General features: G+C 72.1%; 8 protein-coding genes. 3 read left to right on the forward strand and 5 right to left on the reverse strand.

The annotated features are described in order from the left end of the window. The 4 genes from B4E30_RS13175 to B4E30_RS13190 all read right to left on the reverse strand — a co-directional run. Nucleotides 1-654, reverse strand: a 654-nt coding sequence (locus B4E30_RS13175; protein WP_286795545.1) for an ABC transporter ATP-binding protein, incomplete at its 3' end; no start/stop codon positions are given. Continuing rightward, nucleotides 644-1,660 carry an ABC transporter substrate-binding protein gene (locus B4E30_RS13180; protein WP_071044590.1) on the reverse strand — a complete coding sequence of 339 codons (1,017 nt, stop codon included), beginning with the start codon at nucleotides 1,658-1,660 and terminating at the stop codon, nucleotides 644-646. The genes B4E30_RS13175 and B4E30_RS13180, both read right to left, overlap by 11 nt. Then, nucleotides 1,657-2,724, reverse strand: a complete 1,068-nt coding sequence (locus B4E30_RS13185; RefSeq protein WP_286795546.1) for a lysylphosphatidylglycerol synthase transmembrane domain-containing protein — start codon at nucleotides 2,722-2,724, stop codon at nucleotides 1,657-1,659. Before B4E30_RS13185 ends, B4E30_RS13180 begins: the two co-directional genes overlap by 4 nt. Beyond that, nucleotides 2,721-3,482, reverse strand: coding sequence for a CDP-alcohol phosphatidyltransferase family protein (locus B4E30_RS13190; protein WP_194383634.1), 762 nt, complete (start codon nucleotides 3,480-3,482; stop codon nucleotides 2,721-2,723). The genes B4E30_RS13185 and B4E30_RS13190 overlap by 4 nt, the downstream gene beginning before the upstream one ends. Before the next feature lie 100 nt (nucleotides 3,483-3,582). Here B4E30_RS13190 and B4E30_RS13195 point away from each other — a divergent pair, with 100 nt between their 5' ends. After that, nucleotides 3,583-4,329: a hypothetical protein gene (locus B4E30_RS13195; protein ID WP_194383633.1), complete on the forward strand. Its 747-nt coding sequence runs from the start codon at nucleotides 3,583-3,585 to the stop codon at nucleotides 4,327-4,329. A 10-nt stretch (nucleotides 4,330-4,339) separates the two neighbouring features. Here the strand turns inward: B4E30_RS13195 and B4E30_RS13200 are convergent, their stop codons facing one another. Continuing rightward, nucleotides 4,340-4,747, reverse strand: a complete 408-nt coding sequence (locus tag B4E30_RS13200) for a YccF domain-containing protein (RefSeq protein ID WP_071044594.1) — start codon at nucleotides 4,745-4,747, stop codon at nucleotides 4,340-4,342. A gap of 84 nt (nucleotides 4,748-4,831) precedes the next feature. Between B4E30_RS13200 and B4E30_RS13205 the strand changes: the two genes are divergently transcribed. Beyond that, nucleotides 4,832-5,710: a CHAD domain-containing protein gene (locus tag B4E30_RS13205; protein WP_194383632.1), complete on the forward strand. Its 879-nt coding sequence runs from the start codon at nucleotides 4,832-4,834 to the stop codon at nucleotides 5,708-5,710. A 36-nt stretch (nucleotides 5,711-5,746) separates the two neighbouring features. Next, nucleotides 5,747-7,905, forward strand: a 2,159-nt coding sequence (locus tag B4E30_RS13210) for an ATP-dependent helicase (RefSeq protein ID WP_286795547.1), incomplete at its 3' end; no start/stop codon positions are given.

Here is a 7,905-nt window from a genome sequence, read left to right on the forward strand (position 1 = left end):
GCGCGCCGGACGGGGGCTCAGCACCACGACGCGATCGGCGATCCGCACCGCCTCGCGCAGTGAGTGCGTCACGAGCAGCGTCGTCGTGCCGCGGCGTCGCCACAGCGGCGGCAGCTCGGACACGAGGTCGCCGCGGGTGATCTCGTCGACCGCGCCGAACGGCTCGTCCAGCAGAAGCAGGCGCGGTTCGGCGACGAGGGCGCGCGCGATCGCGGCGCGCTGTCGCATCCCGCCCGACAGCGACGCCGGGCGGGTGTCTTCGAACCCGTCGAGTCCGACCCGGGAGATCATCGCGTCGACCGCGGCTCCATCGGCCCGGCGTCCGGCGAGCGTGCGGGCGAGGGCGACGTTGCGACGCACGGTGCGCCACGGAAGCAGCGACGGATCCTGGAACGCCACGGCCAGTTCGCCGCGGGCGGCAACGCTCGCCGGGTGGTCGCCGTCGATGCGCACCTCGCCCGTGGTCGCCGTTTCGAGGCCCGCGATCATGCGCAACAGCGTCGACTTGCCGCATCCGGATGGTCCGACCAGGGCGGTCGTGCGACCGGACTCCAGCACCAGGTCGAGCGGTGCGAGCGCCTCGGTGCCGTCGGGGTACGTCTTCGAGGCGCCTCGCACCTCGACCCGCGGGCCGGGAGCGGTCTCAGGCGCCATGCACCTGCTCCAGGACGGATCGGTCCCACAGCGACGCGTCGACGTCCTGCCCGAGGAGGGCAAGGGTCTCGATGTTCTGCGCGACGGACTCGTCGGACCACCAGCCGAAGCCGTTCGCGTCGGTGGTCCCCGAGAACATCAGCGGCACCTGTCGCTCGGCCTGAAGCCGCTGCGTCTCGAGGTCGAGCCCCGCGTCGGGGAACATGTCCACGGCGAGCTGGGCGGCGGCGTCGGTGTCTTCGCGGTAAGCCTCCCATCCGCGCACTTCACCGCTCATGAGGGCCACGAGGTCGTCGCGCCGGTTGGCGAGGGAGTCCTCGGTGGCGATGTAGGTCTGCGAGTGCAGGGCGTAGCCGTAGTCGGCCATCAGCATCGTGACGCTGTCGACGCCCTGCACGGCCATGGCGACCGGCAGGTCGGTCTCCCAGCACAGCAGGCAGTCGACCTCGCCGGCGAGGAGCGGTTGAGCGGAGTACTGGGTCGGCACGATCTCGATCGCCTCGATGTCGACGTCGTTGAGGGTGCACAGCGTCTCGAGCACCGGCGTGTTGGCGGTGGCCATGCCGATGCGCATGCCCGCCATGTCGGCCGGCTCGTTCACCGGCCGGTCCGGCAGCGAGGCGATCACGAAGGGGTTCTTCTGCATCGCGACCCCGATGATGCGGAACGGGGCGCCCTCGGCGACGGCCGCGGCGGTGTAGTCCGCGGCGGAGACCCCCACCAGCGCGGTACCCGCCACGACCGGCGGCTCCACCGGCGCGTTCGGTCCACCCTGCAGCAGGTCGACCTCGAGACCGGACTCCTGCCACCACCCGCGATCGAGCGCGATGTAGCTGCCGCCGAACTGCACCGAGTGCAGCCACGACAGCTGCAGGCTCGCCGCGCGCGTCGCCGACGGCGAGCCGCCGGTGCCGGGCATGCTGCATGCCGCGCCGACGATGCCGATGGCGCCGACGAGCCCGGCCCCGAGGAGGGTGCGGCGGGAGAGGATCAGTCGATCGTTCATGGATGCTCCTCCGAGAGCGTGGTGTGCGGTGCGTTCGGGCGTGGGATGGGTGCGGATGCGGTGGCGCGGCCCGACGCCGGCGGTTCGGGTGCGCAAGCGGGGCCCGATGCCGTCGGTTCGGCGGCGTGCCGAGCCGTCCACAGGGCGGCGAGGCCCGGAAGCGTGGCGACGAGCGCGACCACGCCGAAGGCGATGCTCGAGGCGAGGGCCTGCGCGCCCGTGATCCCGGCCACCGGGAGGAGCGCCACCGCCGCGGTCTCGCGCACCCCCCAGCCTCCGATGGAGACCGGCAGCAGCATCGACAGCAGCACGAGCGGCACGAGTGTCGCGACCGCGCCGACGGGGAGCGCGGCCCCGACGGCGGCAGTGCAGCACCAGAAGGCCGCGAGCAGGCACGCGACGGCCACCATGCTCAGGGCGGCCTGAGCGCTCCGCACGCCCGGTCCGGTGGTGCTGCGGTGCATGCCGTCCGCGACTCGGGCGGCCCACGCGACGTGTCGGCGGGCGAGCACCCGTGTCGTCATGATCAGGGCGACGAGCACGAGCACCGCCCCGGCGATCCCGATCGAGACGCCGGCCAGCCACGGCCGCGGGAGGGTGAAGCCGCCGGGGAGGGCGGCCGTGACGACCACCCCGACGACGAGGACCACGGCCAGTGCCGCCTGCCCGATCCCGCGTTCGACCGCGACAGCGCCGGCGGCCACGCGCAGGGTCGCCCGGTGACGCGACCGTGCGGCGCGGCCGACGTCTCCGAGCACGCCGCCGGGGAGGGCGGAATTGATCAGCTGCGCGAGGAAGTACTCCTCGACAGCCGTGCGTGCCGACAGGTGCAGGCCCAAGGGCGCTGCGGTCACCTTCCAGCGCCACGCCGCGAAGATCGTGTGGGCGATCAGGAGCGCGACGGCCAGGGCGAGCCATCCGATGTGCGCGGTGGCCAGCAGGTCGGCGACGTCGGGGCCGCCGACGACGCGCCACAGCAGGACCAGGAGGACGACGGTGACGACGGCCTGCGCGGTGCGGATCCACCGCGTGCGCCGACGGGCGGGCCGCCCCGAGTCGGTCACGCCCGACGAGCTTTCGACCGTGGCACGCGCGCGCGGCGCAGGGCCACGACGTCGCTGCCGAACGACCACAGCAGCAGCCCGGCTGTCACCCCGACCATGGCCAGTGCGACGGGCGCAGGGAGGAACGGCACCTGCAGCACGAGCAGGGCCACGAGCTGCAGCACGCACACCACCTTGCGGCTCGCGCGGTCGGCCAGCGGCCCCTTCAGCCAGGGGGCGGCCAGTGCCGCGGCTCCGAACGCGTAGCGCGGCACGCCCAGGAGCACCGCCCACGCTCCGGCCGGTCCGGCGGCCGCCAGCAGAGCCAGGACGAGCGCGAACGCCGAGTCGACCTCCATGTCGAACGCCGCACCGAAGCGAGAGGTGAGGCGCTGACGCCGCGCGAGGTATCCGTCGACGCCGTCCAGGCACAGCGCGATCGTGCCGAGGGCGAGGACCGCCACCGGCTGCGTCGCCCCGGCGAAGAGGATGCCGGCGAGCACCGCGACGACCCCGAGACGCACGAGGGTCACCGCGTTGGCGGCGCCGACCCGGCCGTGACCGTGGTGGGCCCGGAAGCCCGCGATCGACACCACGAGAGCCGCGACCAGGAGGGCGACGGCGCCGCCCGCCGCGGGCGCCGGAAGACGCAGCGACGCGATGATCGCGACGGTACCGGCGACGCACACCGCCGACAGTGAGATGAATCGTCGCAGCGGAGGCAGGCGCGCGGCGGCGCGCGGGGACGCCGACGGGGAGAGCCGCTCTGCCACGGTCATGTCGGCACGCTAGCAACGCGGTGCCCGCCGCGCCCAGCACCTGACCCGGTCGGGTCGGCTGTGGTAAAGACGCGGCATCGGCATCGACTAACGTGATCACATGACGACGGCGGCACGGCGAGGAATCCTCGCCATCGCCACCTTCGTGATCCTCCTGGCGGTCGGAGCGACCTTCGCCCTCGTTCTGCCCGAGGAAGAGCTGCGTCGGTGGGCGGGCGCCCTCGAACAGGCCTCCTTCGCTCCCGTCACCGACGCCGAACGCGCCGAGCGCGACACCGCGATGGCGTGGGTGGCGCGGGTGCTGCTGGTGCTGGCGGCCCTGTGGCTCGTCATCGGCATGCTCGCCGCGCGCACGCGTCTGGTGCGCCGGCCCGGTGCGGCCGCGGCGCGGTCGACGTGGCTGTCGTCGACGCGGCCGTGGCGGGCGCGCGAGTCGACGCTCGGCATGCTGCCGCTGGACCGGCGACTCACGTTCGGCGTTCCGGCCGCGCTGCTCGTGGGCACGAGCGTGGTGCAGGCCTCCTTCCTCGCCCTCACCGAACTCGTCATCACCTTGCTCGGTTGGGGCGTCGTCGCGATCGTGCTGCGGCTGCTGGCGGGCAGGCGGTCGCCGTGGCCGGTCTTCGCCGCTGCCGGAGGAGCGCTGGTGGGCCGGTGCACGATCATGCTCGGGGCGATGTCGGTCGCCGGTCCCGGGGGGTTCTGGGACACCGTCTGGGCCAACGCCGTGACGCGCACCGTTTACGTCGCGCTCGTGTTCGCCCTGTTCGTGTGGGTGTTCGTCGCCGCCGGGTGGGCGCTGGTGACCCAGCTGCGGCGACCGGCGCGGGCCGCCGCCGTGGGCTGAACGGCCGCGCTCAGGCGCGCACGATGGGCACGGCGCCGCGGGCGGCGTCCACGTCGACGATGTCCTTGCCCAGCGGCATGAGCGAGATCGGCACGAGCTTGAAGCTCGCGATGCCGAGCGGGATGCCGATGATGGTCAGGCACATCGCGACTCCCGTGACGATGTGGCCGATCGCGAGCCAGATTCCGGCGAAGATCACCCAGATGACGTTGCCGAGGAACGACCCCACGCCGGCTCCCGGCTTGTCGACGATCGTGCGGCCGAACGGCCACAGGGCGTACAGGCCGACACGGAAGGATGCGATCGCCCACGGGATCGTGATGATGGGGATGCACAGCAGCACACCGGCGAGCAGGTAGGCGAGGAACATCCAGAAGCCCGACAGCACGAGCCAGATGATGTTGAGGACCAGGCGCATGCCTCTCATCATGGCGCAGCCGGCCGGGAGTCCTCTGGGGGCGGAGCGGCCGGGCGCGCTCCTTGCCGCTCTAGAGTGAGGGCCATGACCAGCCAGAGTCCGGCGTCAGCCGGCGACCTCGTCGTGCGCATCGTCCGCAGTGCCGCGGACGACCTCGACCAGACCCGCGCCGGGATGCTCGAAGACGTGCCGGACGGCCTGCACCAGCACCGCACGCGCGTTCGCCGCCTGCGCAGCGTGCTCGCCGGGTTCCGCGACGTGCTCGACGAGCCCGCCGTCGAGCGGCTGCGCGTGCTCTACGCCGAGTGGGGTCGGCAGCTCGGTGTCGCGCGCGACCTCGAGGTCCTCGCCGACGCGGGGGAAGCCGAGCTCGCTTCACGCGGCATCGCGGACGGCGCCGCCTTCGAGCGTCTCGTCGACCGACCGCGCGCCGAGTACGCGCGTGCGCACGCGCGCCTCGGGGAACTGATCGACCTTCGGCGTGCGCGCGAGAGGGACCGGCTGCTGCGCGGATTCGTCCTCGAGCTCCGCGTCGACGACCCGCAGGCGCCCGCCGACGATCTCGTCTCGACGGTGCTGCGGCACGAAGCGCGACGCGTGCTCCGGGCCGCGAAGCTGCTCGACGGCACGAATGCGCCGCTCCACGCGCTGCGCAAGGCGGCGCGGCGTCTGCGCTATGTCTCCGAGGCGATCGCCTCCGCCGCGCCCGAGGTGCACCCGGAGCAGGTCGCGACGCTCGCGGACGCGGGCGACGCCATCCACGACCGCCTCGGCGGCCATCGCGACGCCGTCGCCTTCCTCGCCTTCGTCGAGCGCGAAGGCGTGCTCGCCGGGCGTGCGGGTGAACCCGCCGACGTCTACGGCGACATCGTGCGTACGGTGCGCGGCGGGACGGGAGAGAAGCCGCCGGGCGTGAAGAAGCCGCTGGCGCGGATCCGCGAGGCCCGTCTCGCCCTCGACTGAGGCAGTGTCGGCGGGTCGTTCTAGACTGGTGGGGCAATGACCGACGCCTTCGCGGCCGCCTCCGACGCGGCATCCGTCCCGCTCATCGTCGGCGCCGACGCCGGCCCCCGCTCCGGGGATTCCCGCGTCGACGCCGACCTCGTCGAGGGTCTCAACCCGCCCCAGCGCGACGCCGTGACCTACCGCGGCAAGGCGCTGCTGATCGTGGCCGGGGCCGGCTCCGGCAAGACGCGCGTGCTCACCCATCGCATCGCGAGCCTGCTCCGCACGCGCGATGCGTGGCCCAGCCAGATCCTGGCGATCACCTTCACCAACAAGGCCGCCGGCGAGATGCGCGAACGCGTGGAACAGCTCATCGGCGATCGCGCCCGCGGCATGTGGATCTCCACCTTCCACTCGGCCTGCGTGCGCATCCTGCGCCGCGAGGCCGAGCAGTTCGGTTTCACGCGGTCGTTCACCATCTACGACTCGGGCGACTCGCGCGCGCTCATCAAGCGCCTCGTGAAGGAGCACGAGGCGGATGCCTTCGGTCTCACCCCCGCCGCGGTGCAGTCGAAGATCTCCAAGCTCAAGAACGAGCTCGCCGACGCGGAGTCGTATGCGCGTCAGGCGAACATGAGCGACCCGGCCGAACGGGTGTTCGTCGAGGTGTTCGGCGACTATCAGCGCTCGCTGCAGCGGGCCAACGCCTTCGATTTCGACGACCTCATCGCGCAGACGGTCTACCTCTTCCGGGCTTTCCCGACGGTCGCAGACACCTATCGGCGTCGATTCCGCCACATCCTCGTGGACGAGTATCAGGACACCAACCACGCCCAGTACGCGCTCATCCACGAACTCACCCGTCCGCCGGGCGTCGACGCCGAGCCCGTCGCGGGGGGTGGCGGCATGATGATCTTCGACGCCGAACCCGACGAGGACGACGCCGCCTCGCTCACGGTCGTCGGCGACTCCGACCAGTCCATCTACGCGTTCCGGGGCGCCGACATCCGCAACATCAGCGAATTCGAGCGGGACTTCCCCGGTGCCAAGGTCGTGCTGCTGGAACAGAACTACCGATCGACGCAGAACATCCTCTCGGCCGCGAACGCCGTCATCGGCAACAACTTCGACCGCAAGGACAAGAAGCTGTGGACCGACGTCGGCGCGGGGGAGCAGATCGTCGGCTTCACGGGGTACTCGCAGCACGACGAGGCGCAGTTCGTCGCCGATGAGATCGAGCGGCTCCACCGCGACGGCGTGGACTACTCCCAGATCGCGGTCTTCTACCGCACCAACAGTCAGTCCCGCGCGCTGGAGGAGATCTTCATCCGCTCGGCGCTGCCCTACAAGATCATGGGCGGCACCAAGTTCTACGAGCGCGCCGAGATCAAGGACGCCCTGGCCTACCTCATCGCCGTGGCCAATCCCGCCGACGAGATGGCGGTGCGCCGCATCCTCAACAAGCCCCGGCGCGGCATCGGCGACGTCACCGAGACCGCGATCGCCCGGTACGCCGCCGACGAGCGCATCACGTTCCGCGACGCGCTGGCGAACGCTTCAGCTCTGGGCGTCGGCCCGAAGATCCAGGCGGCGATCGTGCAGCTCGACGCGGTGATCGCGGAGGCGTCCGAACTCATGCTGCCGCCGTCGGGCGAGCTCGCCCCGCCGACCGCGGTCGCCGAGGGCCTGCAGCTGCTGCTGAACAAGAGCGGATACTCGGATGCGCTGCGCGCGAGCCGCGATCCGCAGGACGAAGCGCGGTTGGAGAACCTCGACGAGCTCGTCGCGGTCGCGCGCGAGTTCGCCCGCAACAACCCCGACGGCACGGTCATCGACTTCCTCACCGAGGTCGCCCTCGTCGCCGACGCCGACGACCTCGACGACGCCTCCGGCTCCGTCTCGCTCATGACGCTGCACACCGCGAAGGGTCTCGAGTACGACGCGGTCTTCGTCACCGGCGTCGAGGAAGACCTCATCCCGCACCGCATCTCGGCGGGCGAACCGGGCGGCCCGCAGGAGGAGCGGCGCCTGTTCTACGTCGGCATCACCCGTGCCCGCAAGCGCCTCCACCTGTCGCTCGCGATGACCCGCGCGCAGTTCGGCGAGGTGACGGTGGCGATGCCGAGCCGTTTCCTGCAGGAGATCCCGGCCGAGCTGCTGCACTGGCGCCAGTCGCCCGGCGACGTCAACTCGCGCGGGGGGACCCGCTCGCG

Source organism: Microbacterium sp. UBA3394, from assembly GCF_002358725.1.
Lineage (GTDB): Bacteria > Actinomycetota > Actinomycetes > Actinomycetales > Microbacteriaceae > Microbacterium > Microbacterium luteum.